Raw genomic sequence first — 15100 nt, 5'->3', positions numbered from 1 at the left:
GCATATTTCAGGCCGGGACGCAGTTTATTTGTCTGGCGGGTTTTTTTCAGCCCATGAAAGAGGCCACATATTGGGCCAGATCGGCCAGGCGGCAGGAATAGCCCCATTCATTGTCATACCAGGTGAGCACCTTGGCCATGTTCTTGGAATAGACCATGGTAAAGGGCAGGTCAATGATCGAGGAATGGGGATCGCCCTTGTAGTCGCTTGAGACCAGAGGCTCATCCTGGCAGGCCATGATGCCCTTTAGCTCTCCTTCGGCAGCCTCTATCAGGGCCTGTCGCAGGCCTTCGGTGTCGGTGTCTTTTTCCAAGAGTGCAGTAAAATCCACCACCGAGACCGTGGGCGTCGGCACCCTCAGGGAAAAACCGTCGAATTTGCCTTCCAGCTCCGGCACCACCAGGGCTACGGCCTTGGCCGCTCCGGTGGTGGTGGGGATGATGTTGGCCCCCGCGGTTCTGGCCCTTCTCAGGTCCTTGTGAGGCAAGTCCAGGATACGTTGGTCATTGGTGTAGGAGTGGACCGTGGTCATCACCCCGCGTGTGATGCCGAAGCGCTCGTGAACCACCTTGGCCGGCGGAGCCAGGCAGTTGGTGGTGCAAGAGGCGTTGCTGATGATCTCATGCTCCTTGGGGTTGTAGTCTTTGTGGTTGACCCCCATGACAAAGGTGCCGTCCACTTCCTTGCCCGGTGCGCTGATCAGAACTTTTTTGGCCCCGGCCCTTAAATGGGCCTCCGCCGTGGGCCCGGTGCGGAAAAGACCGGTGCTCTCCAGCACAATCTCCACCCCCAGGTCAGACCAGGGGATCTGGGCAGGGTCTCGATAGCTTAAGTTTTCCACCGGGTTGCCGTTTAACAGAAAACGGTTTTCTTCAATTGCAACTGTCCCGTTAAAACGGCCGTAACTGGTGTCGTATTTAAAGAGATGGGCGTTTGTCTTTACATCGCCCAGATCATTTACCGCCACCACAGACAGGTCATCAGGGTGACGCTCAATGATGGCCTTGAGAACCTGACGGCCTATGCGGCCGAATCCGTTTATGCCAAGGCGGATCATCAGTCACCTCCTAGTTGTCGTCCAGACGGTATTCATGTTGAATGAGAAGGTCATAGTCCCGTTTCAAGGCCTCATGCAGGCGAGCGTTTTCCAGGGCCAGGGCGCTTAAGCTGGCCGAGGCCTCGAGAAATTTCATCTCATCCGGGTCAAACTCCCTTATTTCCCCGCTGTATGCCCTGAGTATGCCAATGGCCTTTTCCTCCACCATTAAAGGCACCACCAGAACCGAGCGGATGCCCTCCTCCTTGGCCCTGTCCTTGTACTGCCATTCATCCGAAGTCTGGGCGTCATGCAGATAAACCGACTCTCCGGAAAGCGCACGTCTGTCGAGCCCGCTTTCGGCAACCAGGATGGGGCCTTTTTGAATGTAATCTTCGCTGAGGCCTTTATATGCCCCCAAGGTCAGCCTTCTGCCCCGGCTGCCCAGGATGCGTAAAGAGCAGGCCTTGACATCCATGGCCTCAGCCACTGAGTTAACGATTTTTGACAACACCTCCTTGGGCTCAAGGGAAGCGTTAATCACCTTGGCCACTTCATAAAGGGCCTCGAAAAAGTCTTTTCTGCGGTAAATTGGTTCCATATTGTCTCCCGTGGTCAGGCCGTTTTTTTTCGGCGTTCAGTTAGGAGCGTCATTCAAAAATTATAGCAAACTTAAGTAGCAAGGAAAGTAACAGATTTTTTACGGAAATTCGGAACCGGACAAAAAATTTAAATTTGAAGGAGCAAAAGGAGAGAAAAAGAGAACAGAAAAAAAGCCTCGGCGCAAGATTCACCCCATTGACCAAGCACGTTTTGGAATAATTGCCAAGGTCAGATGGAGTGATCAAGCTGCCGAAACAGTAGTGTATCCCTTAAACGGGGATCAGGAAAAAATATTTATTTTTAGTGGGGGCGGCCGGTGGTGCGGGCGCGGGCTCGGGACATCTGACGACGCAGACGGCGAGCGGCCTGTCTTTCCTTGCGGCGGCGTTTGTCCGAGGGTTTTTCGGCCCAGCGTTTTTCCTTCAGCTGACGAAAAACACCTTCTTTAATAAGTTTTCTTTTAAGGACCTTAATTGCTTTTTCAACGTTGTTATCTGCGACCCTGACTTCCACGATTAATTAATTCCTCCTGTTTTTGTTAATGCCATTACCGAAAAGCGGTAGATTATAGGACACGATTGATTGAAAGGAAGACATACGCACGGACCGGTTGCTGAACCGGCTGGGCGCGATTCATTTAAGTTGCTTGGATTATTTGTTGACTCAGAAAGAATACACGGCTTAAGAGCATTTTTCAATGGATATGCCCGTGGTGCAAGGGCTTTTGGATTTGTTCTCACTCACAAATTGTTAAAAAGCCTTGTCGTCTGACCCGACAAAGTGAAAAAGTAATAGATAGTGCGATAACTCCCTTACTTTCAGGAAGTAAGGAGCCTGTTCTAAAGATGCCCCAGACTGGGGAGGTTTTTTCATGGTTACGGTTGTAGGCCTGGGCCTGGGGGCTGATTCCCTTACCCCCGAGGTGCAAAAGGCCGTAAAAAAGGCCGAGGTGTTGGCCGGAGCCGAAAGGCACCTTGCGCTTTTTGCCGAAAGCACCGCCAGGCGATTGAAAAAAGCCGATCTGGAGAAGTTTTTGGATGAGATAGTCACCCATTCCAAGACCAGTCATGTGGTGGTGCTGGCCTCCGGTGATCCGGGTTTTTACGGTGTTGCCTGGAAGCTGGCTCAAAGATTGCCTGAAGCTGAATTTGAAATAATCTGCAATATCTCTTCTTTTCAGGCTGCCTTTGCCCGGCTCAAGCTCTCCTGGGTGGGGGCCCAGGTGGTCTGCATGCATGGCGGCAGAATCCGGGATCTTTTTCCGGCCCTGATACGGTCCGACCAAGTGGCGGTGTTAAATGATCATCTGCATACCCCGGCCAGGGTGGCTGAGCTGCTTTTACAAAGGGGGCAGGACAAATGGCAGGCCTGGGTGCTGGAAGATCTGGGCATGGCCTCTGAAAAGGTGAACCTGTGGGAGCTTGAGCAAATAAAGAGTCGGGAATTCGCCAAGCTGTCCATGATGGTGCTTTTGCGCAAAGGTCTTTTGCCGGTTTTCACCGATCCGGAGCTGGGCAGGGAGATCAGGGCCGCTGTTTTGGCCAACCTTGATCTGCACAAGGCTGATTGTTTTTGGGATGTCTTTAACCCGGATCCGTATATGGCCCTTTGCGCCAGCCGACGCCTTTGGCAAGGCGGGGTGGTTGCTTTTCATTCCGATCCCGAAAAGGAAAAGGATCTCAAGCTCCTTTGTTCAGAATATGGAGCCGCCAATCTGGAGGTGACAACTCCGGGGCAATCCACAGAAGGCCTGAAACAGCCCGGAGCCATACATGTAGCCGGAGAAAGACTTCGGAGCCAGGCGGATTTAAAGTCCCTGTGGTTGGAGCTTGGGCCGGGCGGCGTCCTGGCTGTGTCCTGCCGAAAAGAAACTCAACAAAAAAAGGCCCTGGCGGAACTCGGCGCTTTGACCAAAAACCTGCGTTGCCTCAGCCTGGCTGTGGGGCGGGCAAGGCCTGACGAAATGAGCGACAGCTGTTTTCTTTGCCTGGCGATCAAGGCCTGACCGGCTCTCGCAAGGCATAAATATGTTCCCTGGTCAAGGGAAGCTTATTGTTAAGGCCCTTGCAAAATAAAAGTTGAAACAACCTGGTTTGGCCATAGCGAAAGCCTGCCGCTGAACTGCGCAGAAAAAGCCTCCAGCGCCTGGCAAAGGACCGATCAGTCATTTCTATGGCCTTTTCCCAGTTGGTTTCAAACTTATCAGCCCAAAGATCCAGGGTGTGGGCATAGTGAAGCCTCAGGTTTTCCACATCCCAGATGCTTAAGCCTTTTTCTCCCATGGCCCCGGTTATCTCGGACAGGCTCGGCAGATAACCGCCGGGGAAGATATAACGCAGGGTCCAGGGATCAGTGGGGGAGGGGGTGTCTTTGCCTATGGTGTGCAGAAGACCCAAACCTCCGGGCTTCAAAAGGCTTGACACTTTTTGCATGAATTTCTTTTGAAACCGCTTGCCCACATGTTCGTACATGCCTATGGAGACGATTTTGTCAAACTGTCCCTCGACCTGGCGGTAATCTTGAAGTCGAACCTGGATCTTGCCGGCCAACCCCAATTCTTCAATTCGACGGCGGGCAAAGGCTTCCTGGTTCGGCGAAAGAGTCACCCCCAGTCCTTTGATCCGGTAGTTGGAAGCGGCAAAGATCAGCATGCCTCCCCAGCCGCAGCCAATATCCAAAAGGGTGTCCCCTGGTTTCAGCATGAGCTTTTTGGTTATGTGGTCGTATTTGTCTTCCTGGGCGGAAATGAGGTCTTGATCGGTTTTTTTGAAATAGGCGCAGGAATAGGTGAGGCTGGGGTCCAGGTAAAGGGAGTAAAAATCATTGCCCAGGTCATAGTGGCGGCGGATGTTTTGCCCTGCTTGGCCGAGGGTGGGAAGGGTTTTGAGATATCTAAGGAAAAGATCGAACTTTTGCCAAAGGCTCAACTTGTCTTTATGCATCTCAAGGGCTATGCCCAGGCGGAAAAGATCGTCAAAATTGCCGTCAAGCTCCAGGTCCCCCTGCATGTAGCATTCCCCAAAGCCCAGAAAGCGATTGCGGAGAAGCCTTTGGGCAGCGGTTTTGTTCTTGAATTTAAGGGTGAAGCAAGGGCTGGCTCCTTTGGATATCACCTCGCCGTTCCATAACTCAAAACAAAACGGTGTTGCGGGGTCAGCCTGATGCAGCATATCGGAAAGGTTGCGCAAGGTGCTTTTCATGATGCTCTTCTCCTTGCTGAATGGAGGTGTTTTCCGATGATATCTTGAATGGCGGGCCTGAGGCAAGGCTTGACCGTAATTCAAGTCTGTGGCTTAGTGAGATCAAGGGGCTGAAAAGCCGGGTTAAAAGGGGATTAATGATCAGATCCATGAATACTGCCTGGTGGGTGAAGCGCCAGAGTGAGCTTAACCCGCAAAAAAAGGCGCTGATCTTTGAGGGTGAGGTCCTCACCTATGCCCAGCTGCATAAAAGGGCATGCCGGGCGGCCTGCTGGCTTAATGACCTGGGCCTCAAAAAAGGGGATCGCCTGGCTTTACTTTTGGATAATTGCCCAGAGTTCATAAGCCTTTACCTGGCCGCCAGCAGGCTAGGGCTTATCTGCGTACCCTTGAATTACCGCTTAACCCCGCCTGAGTTGGATTACATCCTGCGCCACTCAAGGCCCGTACTTTTGGTCTTTGCCGCCGGTTTTGAAGATCGGCTGGCCCCTTTAAAACTGAACAGAACCAGGCCTCCCATGCTTTTAAGCCGGGTGGGCGCGCCGGAAAAAGAGGATGAGCTAAAGGGCGAAGTCCTGGATTTTCAGGCCGGGGCCCTTTCTTTTCAAGGTTGTCAGCCCTTTTCCGGGTTGTCTCTGGGCCCGTCAGATCCGGATGAACCCCAGGTTATCATGTACACCTCAGGCACCACGGGCAGGCCCAAGGGCGCGGTGCTCACCCATCGGAAAACCTTTTTCAACTGCCTTAACGCCGAGATTTTTTTCAACATGTCGGCAGATGACCTGATGTTGGTTATTCTGCCCCTTTTTCATTCCGGCGGCCTTTTTATCCAGGCGACCCCAACCCTTTACCGGGGCGGGACCCTGCTCTTACACCGCAGGTTTGATCCCCAAAAGACCTTGAGCGACATCGAGTCCCATCAGGTGAGCAAGTTTCTGGCTGTGCCCACGGTTTACCGCGCCCTGCTGAAGCAAAAGCGGAAAACCGATTTCAGCTTGAAAAGCCTGAAGGTCTGCGCCATCGGCGGGGAACAGGTTACCCATGAACTTTTACAGGCCTGTTCCAAGGCCGGTTTTCCGGTGCGCCAGGTAATGGGGCAGACCGAAACCTCAATTTTACTTTGGGCCTCTGAGGAGGATTCCCTGGCCAGGCCGGGGACTCAGGGCAGGCCGGTTTTTCACGCCGAGGTGCGGGTGGTGGACAAAACCGGCAGGCAGGTCGCGCCCGGAGAAGTGGGTGAAATTGTAGCCAGGGGCCCTGTTTTGATGAAGGAATATTGGCAGGAACCGGAAGAAACCGAAAAAACTATACGTGACGGGTGGTTGCACACTGGAGATTTGGCCAGGGTGGATAACGGAGGTTATTTCTATCTGGTGGATCGGGCTCGGGACATGTACATAAGCGGTGGAGAGAATGTTTACCCGGCCGAGGTGGAGAAGGTATTGAGATCCCACCCCCAGGTAAGGGATGCGGCTGTGGTGGCAGTTCCCCATGAACTTTGGGGGCAGGTGGGTGAGGCCCATGTAATAGCGGAAAAGGGCCTGAGCCCTTCGGCCGAGGATCTGTTGGCCTGGTGTTCAGGCCGTCTGGCCGCTTACAAAAAGCCGCGGAAAATAGTTTTTTGTTCGGAATTCCCCTGCACTCCCTTGGGCAAGGTGCGGAAATTCCTTTTGAGGCAAACAAAGGAGGAAGCCCCGTGACGGACATGGGCAAGGGGCAGGCTGAAGACAGGTTGACAAACCGCGACCAAGCTTCTCTGTCTGCCCCGCTGATAAGCATACAACCCCAGGCCCTGGCCCTGGTGGCCAAGGGACAAGGGGATGTGAGGCAAAGGTGGTTTCAGGCCGGTTTTCTCGAAGGTGAAAAGATTTTGCCCGTCCAGGAGAAGCAGGCCAATTGGCAACTTCCGGATTTACGAGAGTTTTTGAGTAGTTTGGCTGACAAGGGACTGGGTGAGCTGATCCTGGTGGAATGGAACCCGGATGAGGCCAGGTTTTTGGGCGGGGTGAGGAATCCGCCCCTGGCTGAACTTGGACGTGATTTTTCCTCCTTTTTGGCCGGATTCTGGGGCGGATTGGGGCAATGCCTTTTGGGACGTCCCACCGGCGTGGAAGAACTGACCTGCCTTTCGTCCCAAGTAGACTATCTGCTTTTCCGGGTTCAGGCCGAGACCAGGGCCCCGCACCTGGTGGCTTGATAGAGAAAAGAACAGGCCGCGGCTTTTCATTGTAACCGCGGCCTGTTCTTGTGATCAACGGCTGAACCTGTCCTACAGGAAAACCATTTCCTTTTCCCCGGCTTTAAGGGGAGTGACCAGGCTGGCCAGGGAATCATAGGATTTTGCCCCGACCATTCTGCGGTCCTTGTTTTTGTAAGTCGGGATAGCCATTATCCTTTGGTCCCGAGAATATTCCCAGTCCCGGTCAACAGCCTCTTTAAAGGTGCGGTTTTCGAGCACCTCTCGGGCTTCTTCAGGGGCAAGTCCCACTGTCTCAGCCAGTTTGGCCAACACATTCATATCTGAGATGTTTTCGCCGTCCACAAAATAGATCCTGAAGACCTCGGCATGGAACTCGTGGCCTTTTCCCTTTTCCTCGGCCCATTTGGAGAGCTCCTGGGCCAGGCGGCTGTCGTACATCATGGTGTGCATGCCAAAGGGCATTTTCAGGGTTTCAGCCTGGAACTTCATGGTGTTCATGGCGTCTTTGACTGATATGTCCTTGCCTTTGAGCACCTCCTCCATGTCCAGACCCTCGGGGGGAATATCCCGGCTGGGAAAGCGGAAGATATACTTGACGTTTATATCGAATTCTCTTCTCAACTCCTCAATACTCACGGTATTGAAGTAGCACCAGGGTCAGGTGTAGTCGGTGAAGACTTCGAGTAAAACCTTTTCAGACATCATATCTCCTTGTCGGGCCAATTCAGTTTGACTATGGAACCGGCCCGTTATTGTTTCCGATTCATAATCTAATTCATTAATTGGTTTTTTCCAGAAAAAGAACTCTGCCGGTCATCTTGGAAGGGATTTTTTGCCCCATCCAGTTAAGGGCCGTGGGAGCCACGTCATAAAGGCTCAAGTCCTTGGGCAGGGGATTTTCCGTCTTGAGGCTGCCCTGTTTGGGAGCTGCCATGAATATGCCCCAGGGTGCGTGGTTGGCGTCATCCGGCCCGGTATCGTTTTCAAAACTGAATAAACAGCCCGTGCCCACTGTGCTCAAGGCTCTCCAGGCCAGGTCTCCGGGATAAAGGATCAGGTCCGGGGGCAGCCCCTTGAGTTCAACATAGGAATCAGCCGGGTTCAGCACCCGGTTATTAAGGGGCTTTTGATCCGGGCCTTTTAGCGCCTCCAGCTCTTGGCTGAGTTTTAGGCAAAAAATATCCTTTTTTCCCGGCGCTAAAGCCCCCTGGGGCTCCCTGTCCATCAAGTTAAGGAAAATGCGGCTGTAATAACCGCCTTCGGCCCAGGCCAGGGTGTTTTGCCAGTCAACCATCTCGGGTTTAAGGGGACCGGGCTCGGTGACAGGCTTCTTCAGGCTCAGCCAGCCTTTGCGGCAGAGCCATTCATTGATCAGAAAACCGCCCTGCATGGGCTGAACGCCGTGGTCGCTGACTATCATGATAAGGGTGTCGGCAGGCATGGCCTTGACCAGGGAGGCGATTTCCCTGTCCAGCCGGGCGTAGTAATCCGGAATAACCTTTTCATAGGCATTGCCGGGCTTGTAAAAGCGGTGTTCAGGATCAAAAAAGCGCCAGAAACCATGGTGCATCCGGTCCGGCCCCATCTCCACCATCATAAAAAAGTCCCACTCCTCTTGGCTGATCAGGGTGCGGGCCAGGTTGAAGCGGCGGGTGGTCATGAGGTTTATCTCACGGGCCAGCCGGTCTTTATTGTGGGTGCGGAAATTCCTGGCGTCTATGATGTACTCACCCTGGCAGAATTCGTCCAGCCTGAGCTTGAGCCCCCTGGGAAAGGTGAACTGGCTGTCTGTGTCCGGTGCGAGAAACCCGCTTACCATGAGCCCGTTTATGGGGCTGGGCGGATAAGTCTGGGGCACATTCAGGACAATGGATTTAAGCCCGGCCTGCCCCAGATAATCCCACAGGCGGGCCTCTTTCACCGCCCGGGAAGTGGCTATGGCAAGGGAGTTGTAGTCATAGGCCGAACGGTTTCTGAAACCGTAAAAACCGAGCTGCCCCGGATCAAGGCTGGTCATCATGGCGCTCCAGGCCGGAACGGTTATCGGCGGTTCCGTGGAGTGCATGGGCCCATGGACGCCCCGGTCCATTAAGGAGCTTACAAAGGGCATGTGATGGGCCAGTCGGTCAAAGACCAGCTCCGGGGGTGCGCAGTCTAAGCCTATGATGGCCAGTTTGGGCCGGGGAGTCATGCTTTTGGGACGTCCTGTTTGAAAAAGGGGGCTCTCTTATGCAAAACCCCCAAATTATCTAGAATAGGGGAGCGGATTATTTATCTCCGTTTTCGCCATTGGGCGGGGCCCAAAGATCGTCTCTTTTTTCAAACCACCATTCAGTCCAGTCTGTGGTCAGGATTTCCCGGGCCAGTTCCTTGCCTGCGTCTGTCTGCAGACGTTTCAAGGCATAGCGGATCCAGTCGTCCGCATATTTGTTGCCCAGGTCTTTCTGTTCTTTCAACTCGATCAGAAAATCCAGCTGATCCGCATCCCGGGCCAACATCGCCTCAGGTGTCTTGGATTCGTTGAATTCCCTGGTCAGGCTGCGAACGCTCTCGGCCAGCACCTCGGGCAGGTCACGCACCTGGTGTTCGATGGCCTTTTCTTCGTCTGCCTTGGCATAGCGTTTCTGCATATAGTTCAGGTCGCCGGTGCGGGCCTCGGCCAGGTCGTGATGCAAAAGCAAAAGCGCCACCTTGGGGGCGTCGAGTTCAGGCTGTTGCAAGGCAAGCATATAGCCCAGAAGAGCGGCCCTGAAGCTGTGGTCAGCCACTGACTCGTTGCCTGTGCCGAGAAAGGGATAACCTGTGCGGCGCATCTTTTTCAGCATGCCCGCCTCAAAGAGGAATTTGGCCAGGGATCTCAATTGGATTCCTTTTGGGCGCAGGGTTTGCAGAACACCCTACCGTTTTTATTTACGGATTTACTCTGCTGTACATTTTCGCCGCAGCTTTGGCAAACCAGGGAAGGCTCGATGCGGGCCTTGGCCGGGGGCGCGGCATCCACAACTTCCACTTTTAACAGCTCATCGTCTGATCGGTCCAAAAGGGCCTTCATATATGCCTTGCGGTCAGTGGAGCCGTCGGGGCGTTTATCCTTGAATTTGTCGCCGATAAAGACAATGCGCACGGCTTGGTTTTCACTGCGGTCCGTAATGGTGAAGACCTGTTTGCCATGGTCTAAAAACCTCAGGTTTCCCTTGCCAAATGTTGTGGAGAGCATGGATTGAAAGGCATCCACACTGCAAGAGTCGTTCTCCACTTCGGCCACCAGTTCTTCATCCACGGAAGGGTTCAATTTGAGAGCCTTCATGGCCGCCTTCACCGCCCGGTAGCCTATCAAAAGGCCCGGGCAGAGGTGGCCGTGAAAATCCACCGCTTTTTGCAGGTCCAGGGGTAGCATTTCCACCCGCATGGTTTTTCTCCTTATTCTTCCTCTTCGTTGTCCACCCTGGATTCGTAGTCTTCGGCGGTGTCCAGATCCTTGAGCTGAGCCGGATCGGATAATTCCACAACCACCATCCAGCCATCGGTGTAAGGACTTTCGTTAACCAGGGTGGGCTCGTTTATAACTTCTTGGTTTACATCGATGATTTTACCAGAGACCGGGCAGATGAGGTCTGATACGCTTTTCGCGCTTTCCACCGCGCCCATCTCGTCGTCGGCTTCAACTTCGTCTTCCACCTGGGGCAGATCTATGAAAATCAGGCTGCCCAACTGTTTTTGGGCAAAGTCCGTGATGCCCAAAGTGACCCTGCCTTTGCCTTCGTCGCGCACCCAGAAATGTTCAGGGCTGTAATAGAGATCATCGGGAAGGTTCATTTCTTGTTTCCTTTCTTGGCGTTACGTTGAAAAAGCAGAAAAAGGGCCAGGCCGCTTGCGGCTGCCAGGCCCAAGGCAAACAAGGCGGTGGGGGTTATGATCCCCAGGATCTCTTCTCCGCGCCAGTCTCCTCGGAACTGTTCAATTATCACCCTGGCCAGGCCGTGCATCAGGCCATAGGAAAAGAATATCTGGCCTGCAAAGCGCCGCTTGGGCCAGAGCCACAAAAGCACTGCCAGGATAAGGGCCAGGGCCAGGGCCGTGTAAAGCTGGGCCGGGTGCAGGAAAATCCCTCTGGGCGCCAGGGTGGCCGGATCGTTGAAGATCACGGCGCAGGGCCCGTCCCAGGGTTTGCCATAGCAGCATCCCGCGAAAAAACACCCGAACCGCCCGAATATCTGGCCCAGGGCCAGGGCCGGGGCAAAACAGTCCATCAAGAGCAGGGCAGGCAGCTTCCAGCGCAGAGCCAAGGGCACTCCCACCAGAAGGCCTCCGGCCACGCCTCCGTAAAATACCAGACCGCCTTGCCAAAAACGGAAAAATAAAAGGGGATCGGCCAGAAAGGCCCGGGGCTCTATGAGCACAAAGGCAACTCTGGCTCCCAGGATGCCGGACAAAAGCACCAATACGGCCAGGTTGGTCACCCTGTCCGGATTAAGACCGCTTTTTTTGGCCAGACGCCCCAAAAGCCAAAGGCCCAGGGCTGCGCCCAGGGCCAGGAGAAGGCCGTAGGAATGCAAGGTTACTGGACCCAGCTTTATAAGCACAGGGTGCATGTCATGCCCTCATTCATTACCAGGTGTTTTCAGATTTTGCCCCTGAGCAACAGCCAGGCGATGAGAAAACCACCCGCGTTTATGGCCACATCTGCCAGGTTGAAGGCGGGGAAATGCCAGTTTCCAGCATATAAGTGAATAAAATCTATAACTTGACCTAAACGTAGCCGATCCACTAGGTTGCCTAGGGCTCCTCCGGCTATCAGGCCCAGACTGAGCTGAACCTGGGGGTGGTTTCCGCTTTTGCCCAGAGCCACCCAGCCCGCCACAAAAAGGGCCACCAGGGTGAGTACGGCCAAAAGCCACTTGGCATGAACAAAATCACTGAAAATGCCAAAGGCCGCGCCCCGGTTGTAGACCAGAACCAGTTCGGCAAAGCCCGGAATAATCGGCACACCGCCCTGGCCGCCCAGGTAATGGACAGCCAGGGCCTTGGTGAGCTGATCAAGCCCCACCACCATAAAGGCGATGACGGCCATTTTTTGAAGCCGCTTCATATAAGAGCCCTATCCCAGTTGGTCCAGGGCCTCTTGGCAGCTGTGGCAGATTTCCTGACCGCCACCCACCTCTGGTTTGCGTTTCCAGCAACGGGGGCATTTTTCATAGCTGGTGGCCTCGATGGTGTATCCGGGCACGCCTGACTCTTCGGTGTCCACCAAGGGGGTTTCCACCTGGTCGGTGAAGTCTATCTCGCTGACCATGGTGATTTCGGCCAGGTTTTCGACCTCTTTTTCAAGAAGTTCGGCCAATTCACCCTGACGGCTCATGGTGAGTTTGGCCTCCAGCGAATTGCCGACGACCTTGTCTTTTCTCATCATATCCAGGCCCTTGTTGATCCAGTCCCTGGCGTTCAGAAGGCTGGTCCACTTGGCGTTCAGCTCTTCATCCATAAAGGATTCGTCCACCTTGGGGAAGGACTCCAGGTGCACGCTTTCCCTTTTTTCATCGGCCCAGGGCAGGAAATCCCAGATATCTTCAGCCGTGAAGCTCATAATCGGGGCCATGAGCCTGACCATGTTCATCAAAAGGTTGTACAGAACCGTCTGGGCCGAGCGCCTGGCCTTGGAGGCCGGTGCGCTGGTGTACAGGCAGTCCTTGGTCACATCCAGATAGAAACCGGAGAGGTCCACCACGCAGAAATGATGGATTCCGTGGTAGACATTGTGGAACTGGAAGTCTTCATATCCCTTTAAGATGCGGGCAGTGAACTCCTGCAGGCGATGCATCATCAGGCGGTCCAGCTCACGCATATCTTCTTTGGCGACCTGGTCGGTTTCCGGATTAAAGTCGTTTAAGTTGCCGAGCAGAAAGCGCATGGTGTTTCTGATGCGGCGATAGCCCTCGGAGAGCTGCTTCAGAAAGTCGTGGCTGATGCGGATATCGTCTGTGTAGTCTTCCGCAGCCACCCAAAGCCGCATGATCTCGGCGCCGTACTGGTTGGCGATTTTCTGGGGCGGAATCACGTTGCCCAGGCTCTTGGACATTTTGCGGCCGTCGCCGTCGACCACGTAACCGTGGGTCAGAACCGTGCCGTAAGGGGCCTTGCCCTCGGTGGCCATGGAGCACAAAAGGGAGCTGTGGAACCAGCCCCTGTGCTGGTCACTGCCTTCCAGATACATGTCAGCGGGCCAGTTCTGGTCGGCCCTGGGTTTCAGGACCGCGGCCTGGCTGCAGCCCGAGTCAAACCAGACATCTAAGATGTCGGTTTCCTTTTTCAGGGCGTCGGCTCCGCAATGGGGGCAGTTGGCGCCCTTAGGCAGAAGTTCGTGCACGTCCCGGCTGAACCAAGCGTCTGCGCCTTCTTCCAAAAAGGCCTCTTTGATCTGCTCGGCCATTTCAGGGGTGAGCACCGCCTCGCCGCATTCCTGACAGGTGAATACCGTGATAGGCACGCCCCAGGAGCGCTGACGGCTGATGCACCAGTCGGGACGGTTTTCGATCATGGAGTAGATGCGCTCCCTGCCCCATTTGGGAACCCAGCGCACATCGTTTTTAATGGCGGACAGGGCTTTTTGGCGCAGGTCGTTCTCATCCATGGAGATGAACCACTGGGGCGTGGCCCTGAAGATGACCGGTTTTTTGCAGCGCCAGCAATGGGGATAGGAGTGGGTGATATCCTCGCTGGCCAAAAGCGCGCCCACTTCCTTGAGCTTGGCTATGACATGCGGATTGGCCTCAAAGACCTCCATCCCGGCGAAGAACTCCACTTCTTTTTCAAAGCGTCCGCCGTCGTCCAGAGGAGAATAGGCCTCCAGACCGTATTTCAGGCCGGTTTCATAGTCCTCGCGACCGTGGCCCGGAGCGGTGTGGACCAGTCCGGTGCCGCTTTCCAGGGTGACATAGTCGGCTAAAACGCCCACGGATTCGCGGTCGAAAAGGGGATGCTTGGCCTTGACGCCTTCCAGGTCCCGGGGATTGATTTCGCAAAGAGTCTCCCAACCGCTGAATCCAAAGGTCTCCATGCAGACCGGGGCCAGGCGGGCGGCCAGGATGTAGGCCTTGCCCTCGTGCTTTACGGCCACATACTCAAAGTCCGGATGAGCGGCCACAGCCAGGTTGCTGGGGATGGTCCAGGGGGTGGTGGTCCAGATCACCAGATAGGTGTCGATCCCCTTCAGCTCAGGGTATTTGGCGGAGAGGTCATCTTTCACCTTAAAGGAAACGTATATGCTGGGGCTGGTGTGGTCCGCATATTCAACCTCCGCCTCGGCCAGGGCGGTGCGGCAGGAGTTGCACCAGTAAATGGGTTTCTTGGAGCGATAGACGTTGCCTTTTTGATAGATCTTGGCGAATTCTTCGGCAATGATGGCCTCATACTCATATTTCATGGTGAGGTAGGGATCTTCCCAACAACCCAAAACGCCCAGGCGCTTGAACTCATCGCGTTGCACATCAATGAATTTGCCTGCAAACTCCCGGCAGCGCTTTCTGATCTGCACCTTGGTCATGTCGCGCTTTTTGGGACCCAGTTTTTTGTCCACTTCGTGTTCAATAGGCAGGCCATGGCAATCCCAGCCGGGCACATAGGTGGCGTCAAAGCCGTTCATCTGGCGGGATTTTACAATAATGTCCTTGAGTATTTTGTTCAGGGCCGTACCCATATGAATGTGGCCGTTGGCATAAGGTGGGCCGTCGTGCAGAATATACCTGGGACGGTTCTCCGAGGCCTCGCGCAGGCGATGATAAAGTCGAGATTCTTCCCAGCGAGCCAGGAACTGAGGCTCTCTTTGGGGAAGATTCGCTTTCATTGCGAATTTGGTTTTGGGAAGGTTAAGGGTGTCTTTATAGTCCATGACGGAATCCTTGGCGATATTGTTATAACAAGTTCCTAGAATCTCACGTTTCTACCATAGTGGGCATACAAGTCAAGAAGGCTTTTGGCAAGGTTTTTCATAACTAAAATGGTTATAAATCCAACTTGCAATTGCCTTGACTTGTCCCTAGGCTGGGGTTAGAGTTTACCACTTGA

14 protein-coding genes and 1 pseudogene are annotated in these 15100 nt (G+C 54.2%); 3 read left to right on the top strand and 12 right to left on the bottom strand.

Features of this window, described 5'->3' with window-relative positions; genetic code table 11:
* Nucleotides 1–46 precede the first annotated feature (46 nt).
* The 3 genes from gap to rpsU form a co-directional block, all read right to left on the bottom strand.
* The gene (gap, locus tag X474_RS15925; protein WP_044350283.1) at nucleotides 47–1057 is read right to left on the bottom strand and encodes a type I glyceraldehyde-3-phosphate dehydrogenase; all 1011 of its coding nucleotides are present in this window, start codon (nucleotides 1055–1057) and stop codon (nucleotides 47–49) included.
* A gap of 10 nt (nucleotides 1058–1067) precedes the next feature.
* On the bottom strand, nucleotides 1068–1637 hold the full coding sequence (locus X474_RS15920) for a GAF domain-containing protein (protein WP_044350282.1): 570 nt from the start codon (nucleotides 1635–1637) through the stop codon (nucleotides 1068–1070).
* 302 nt (nucleotides 1638–1939) lie between these two features.
* Nucleotides 1940–2152 (bottom strand): 30S ribosomal protein S21, encoded by a 213-nt coding sequence (rpsU, locus tag X474_RS15915; protein ID WP_044350281.1) that lies wholly within the window; start codon nucleotides 2150–2152, stop codon nucleotides 1940–1942.
* 358 nt (nucleotides 2153–2510) lie between these two features.
* Here rpsU and cbiE point away from each other — a divergent pair, with 358 nt between their 5' ends.
* Nucleotides 2511–3644, top strand: coding sequence for a precorrin-6y C5,15-methyltransferase (decarboxylating) subunit CbiE (gene cbiE / locus X474_RS15910; protein ID WP_044350280.1), 1134 nt, complete (start codon nucleotides 2511–2513; stop codon nucleotides 3642–3644).
* Here cbiE and X474_RS15905 read toward each other — a convergent pair.
* A complete protein-coding gene (locus X474_RS15905) occupies nucleotides 3634–4839 on the bottom strand; it encodes an SAM-dependent methyltransferase (RefSeq protein WP_044350279.1) in 1206 nt (401 codons plus the stop codon). The two genes, cbiE and X474_RS15905, sit on opposite strands and share 11 nt — an antisense overlap.
* Nucleotides 4840–4976: 137 nt before the next feature.
* Here X474_RS15905 and X474_RS15900 point away from each other — a divergent pair, with 137 nt between their 5' ends.
* Both X474_RS15900 and X474_RS15895 read left to right on the top strand, forming a co-directional pair.
* On the top strand, nucleotides 4977–6539 hold the full coding sequence (locus X474_RS15900; RefSeq protein ID WP_052515294.1) for a class I adenylate-forming enzyme family protein: 1563 nt from the start codon (nucleotides 4977–4979) through the stop codon (nucleotides 6537–6539).
* Entirely contained in the window at nucleotides 6536–7036 is a 501-nt protein-coding gene (locus tag X474_RS15895) for a hypothetical protein (RefSeq protein WP_044350277.1), read from the top strand. The genes X474_RS15900 and X474_RS15895 overlap by 4 nt, the downstream gene beginning before the upstream one ends.
* A gap of 72 nt (nucleotides 7037–7108) precedes the next feature.
* Here X474_RS15895 and X474_RS15890 read toward each other — a convergent pair.
* The 8 genes and pseudogenes from X474_RS15890 to ileS form a co-directional block, all read right to left on the bottom strand.
* Nucleotides 7109–7684: pseudogene (locus X474_RS15890) on the bottom strand (DsbA family oxidoreductase); the annotation flags it as partial.
* 133 nt (nucleotides 7685–7817) lie between these two features.
* A complete protein-coding gene (locus X474_RS15885; protein ID WP_044350275.1) occupies nucleotides 7818–9230 on the bottom strand; it encodes an alkaline phosphatase family protein in 1413 nt (470 codons plus the stop codon).
* Nucleotides 9231–9306: 76 nt separating this feature from the next.
* Nucleotides 9307–9900 carry an HD domain-containing protein gene (locus tag X474_RS15880; protein ID WP_044350273.1) on the bottom strand — a complete coding sequence of 198 codons (594 nt, stop codon included), beginning with the start codon at nucleotides 9898–9900 and terminating at the stop codon, nucleotides 9307–9309.
* Complete coding sequence (locus X474_RS15875) at nucleotides 9897–10448, bottom strand: FmdE family protein (protein ID WP_052515289.1); 552 nt, start codon at nucleotides 10446–10448, stop codon at nucleotides 9897–9899. The genes X474_RS15880 and X474_RS15875 overlap by 4 nt, the downstream gene beginning before the upstream one ends.
* A gap of 11 nt (nucleotides 10449–10459) precedes the next feature.
* Complete coding sequence (gene gcvH / locus X474_RS15870; RefSeq protein ID WP_044350271.1) at nucleotides 10460–10855, bottom strand: glycine cleavage system protein GcvH; 396 nt, start codon at nucleotides 10853–10855, stop codon at nucleotides 10460–10462.
* A complete protein-coding gene (gene lgt / locus X474_RS15865; RefSeq protein ID WP_044350269.1) occupies nucleotides 10852–11631 on the bottom strand; it encodes a prolipoprotein diacylglyceryl transferase in 780 nt (259 codons plus the stop codon). Before lgt ends, gcvH begins: the two co-directional genes overlap by 4 nt.
* A 29-nt stretch (nucleotides 11632–11660) precedes the next feature.
* The gene (lspA, locus tag X474_RS15860; RefSeq protein WP_044350268.1) at nucleotides 11661–12128 is read right to left on the bottom strand and encodes a signal peptidase II; all 468 of its coding nucleotides are present in this window, start codon (nucleotides 12126–12128) and stop codon (nucleotides 11661–11663) included.
* Between the two features lie 9 nt (nucleotides 12129–12137).
* Nucleotides 12138–14924, bottom strand: a complete 2787-nt coding sequence (ileS, locus tag X474_RS15855; RefSeq protein ID WP_044350267.1) for an isoleucine--tRNA ligase — start codon at nucleotides 14922–14924, stop codon at nucleotides 12138–12140.
* Between the last annotated feature and the right edge of the window lie 176 nt (nucleotides 14925–15100).

The organism is Dethiosulfatarculus sandiegensis (assembly GCF_000931935.2).
GTDB classification, from domain to species: domain Bacteria; phylum Desulfobacterota; class Desulfarculia; order Desulfarculales; family Desulfarculaceae; genus Dethiosulfatarculus; species Dethiosulfatarculus sandiegensis.
This window is presented reverse-complemented; position numbering and strand designations above follow the sequence as displayed.